Source organism: Salinicoccus kekensis (assembly GCF_900220995.1).
Lineage (GTDB): Bacteria > Bacillota > Bacilli > Staphylococcales > Salinicoccaceae > Lacicoccus > Lacicoccus kekensis.
Map to the genome: position 1 here is coordinate 1675 of NZ_OBQF01000010.1, position 3113 is coordinate 4787.

1 rRNA gene is annotated in these 3113 nt (G+C 51.5%); it reads left to right on the forward strand.

What is annotated here, in order from left to right:
- The first annotated feature begins 212 nt into the window (after nt 1-212).
- A 23S ribosomal RNA gene (locus CRN96_RS13120) occupies nt 213-3088 on the forward strand.
- Nucleotides 3089-3113: the final 25 nt, after the last annotated feature.

Here is a 3113-nt window from a genome sequence, read left to right on the forward strand (position 1 = left end):
CGACGGAATTGACGTTTGACATATTGTATTCAGTTTTGAATGTTCTTATTTATGTATGAGACATTCGATGTACATTGAAAACCATATAGAAGCAAGCAACATTAAATTGATTTTAACCGAAATCAAATTAATTGCGTAGAAAACCGAGAACAAACAAAAGAGTTCATAAATACACGCAAATGTACCATTTAGTACACTCACAAATTCATTGCGATTAAGTAATGAAGGGCACACGGTGGATGCCTTGGCACCAAGAGCCGATGAAGGACGGAACAAACACCGAAATGCTTCGGGGAGCTGTAAGTAAGCTGTGAACCGAAGATATCCGAATGGGGGAACCCAGCATCGTTTGATGTTACCCATGCGTGAATACATAGCGCATGCGGAGGTAGACCCGGGGAACTGAAACATCTTAGTACCCGGAGGAAGAGAAAGTAAAAACGATTCCCCGAGTAGCGGCGAGCGAAACGGGAAGAGCCCAAACCAGCATTTGCTGGGGTTGTAGGACACCGATATACAAGCACACTGCCAGTTGAACCATCTGGAAAGATGGACCACAGGGGGTAACAGTCCCGTAGGCGAACGCGGTGTGTGCGTTAGGTGGATCCTGAGTACGGCGGAACACGAGGAATTCCGCCGGAATCCGGGAGGACCATCTCCCAAGGCTAAATACTCCTTGGTGACCGATAGTGAACCAGTACCGTGAGGGAAAGGTGAAAAGCACCCCGGAAGGGGAGTGAAACAGAACCTGAAACCGTGTGCTTACAAGTAGTCAGAGCCCGTTAATGGGTGATGGCGTGCCTTTTGTAGAATGAACCGGCGACTTACGATGATATGCAAGGTTAAGCAGAGGATGCGGAGCCGCAGCGAAAGCGAGTCTGAACAGGGCGCATGAGTATATCGTCGTAGACCCGAAACCAGGTGATCTACCCATGTCCAGGCTGAAGTCCAGGTAACACTGGATGGAGGGCCGAACCGACTTACGTTGAAAAGTGACCGGATGAGGTGTGGGTAGCGGTGAAATTCCAATCGAACCTGGAGATAGCTGGTTCTCTCCGAAATATATTTAGGTATAGCCTCATGAGAGCATCGCGGAGGTAGAGCACTGTTTGGACGAGGGGCCCATCCCGGGTTACCGAATTCAGACAAACTCCGAATGCCGCAGATGTGCTTCATGGGAGTCAGACAGTGGGTGATAAGGTCCATTGTCGAGAGGGCAACAGCCCAGACCACCAGTTAAGGTCCCCAAATATATGTTAAGTGGAAAAGGATGTGGCGTTGCACAGACAACTAGGATGTTGGCTTAGAAGCAGCCATCATTTAAAGAGTGCGTAATAGCTCACTAGTCAAGTGACGCTGCGCCGAAAATTTACCGGGGCTAAACATATTACCGAAACTGTGGATCAATTTATTGATGGTAGGAGAGCGTTCCAAGTGCTGTGAAGCATGACCGTGAGGACATGTGGAGCGCTTGGAAGTGAGAATGCCGGTGTGAGTAGCGAAAGACGGGTGGGAATCCCGTCCACCGAATGACTAAGGTTTCCAGAGGAAGGCTCGTCCGCTCTGGGTTAGTCGGGACCTAAGCCGAGGCGAAGACGCGTAGGCGATGGAAGACAGGTAGAAATTCCTGTACCGGTGGGTATTGTTTGAGCGATGTGGTGACGCAGGAGGATGGTCAGGCATGCGATTGGAAGTGCATGTCCAAGCAACGAGTTGTCCGGGTAGGCAAATCCGCCCGGAGTAGATGAGTTGTGATGGGGAGCCCTTTATGGGCGAAGCTGTTGATTCACACTGCCAAGAAAAGCCGCTAGTGAGATACCCACCGCCCGTACCGTAAACCGACACAGGTAGTTGGGAAGAGAATTCTAAGGTGAGCGAGCGAACTCTCGTTAAGGAACTCGGCAAAATGACCCCGTAACTTCGGGAGAAGGGGTGCTCATAGAGATATGAGCCGCAGTGAATAGGCCCAAGCGACTGTTTATCAAAAACACAGGTCTCTGCCAAACCGAAAGGTGACGTATAGGGGCTGACGCCTGCCCGGTGCTGGAAGGTTAAAAGGCGCGCTCAGCGTAAGCGAAGGTGCAAATTGAAGCCCCAGTAAACGGCGGCCGTAACTATAACGGTCCTAAGGTAGCGAAATTCCTTGTCAGGTAAGTTCTGACCCGCACGAAAGGCGCAACGATTTGGGCACTGTCTCAACGAGAGGCTCGGTGAAATCATATTACCTGTGAAGATGCAGGTTACCCGCGACAGGACGGAAAGACCCCGTGGAGCTTTACTGTAGCCTGATATTGAATCTTGACCCCACCCGTACAGGATAGGTGGGAGTCGATGAAGCGTGGACGCCAGTCCACGTGGAGACACTGGTGGGATACCACCCTGGTGTGGTTGAGATTCTAACCCGCGTCCGTGATCCGGACGGGAGACAGTGTCAGGTGGACAGTTTGACTGGGGCGGTCGCCTCCTAAAGAGTAACGGAGGCGCTCAAAGGTTCCCTCAGAATGGTTGGAAATCATTCACAGAGTGTAAAGGCATAAGGGAGCTTGACTGCGAGACATACAGGTCGAGCAGGGTCGAAAGACGGACTTAGTGATCCGGTGGTTCCGCATGGAAGGGCCATCGCTCAACGGATAAAAGCTACCCCGGGGATAACAGGCTTATCTCCCCCAAGAGTTCACATCGACGGGGAGGTTTGGCACCTCGATGTCGGCTCGTCGCATCCTGGGGCTGTAGTCGGTCCCAAGGGTTGGGCTGTTCGCCCATTAAAGCGGCACGCGAGCTGGGTTCAGAACGTCGTGAGACAGTTCGGTCCCTATCCGTCGTGGGCGTAGGAAATTTGAGAGGCGCTGTCCTTAGTACGAGAGGACCGGGATGGACATACCACTGGTGTACCAGTTGTCGTGCCAACGGCATCGCTGGGTAGCTATGTATGGCCGGGATAAGTGCTGAAAGCATCTAAGCATGAAGCCCCCCTCAAGATGAGATTTCCCCATTAGATCCCTCAGAGACGATGAGGTGGATAGGTTCGGCGTGTAAGTGTGGCAACACACTCAGCGGACGAATACTAATCGATCGATGACTTATTCAAAGATTTGTACCGTGTAGGTTTTCTA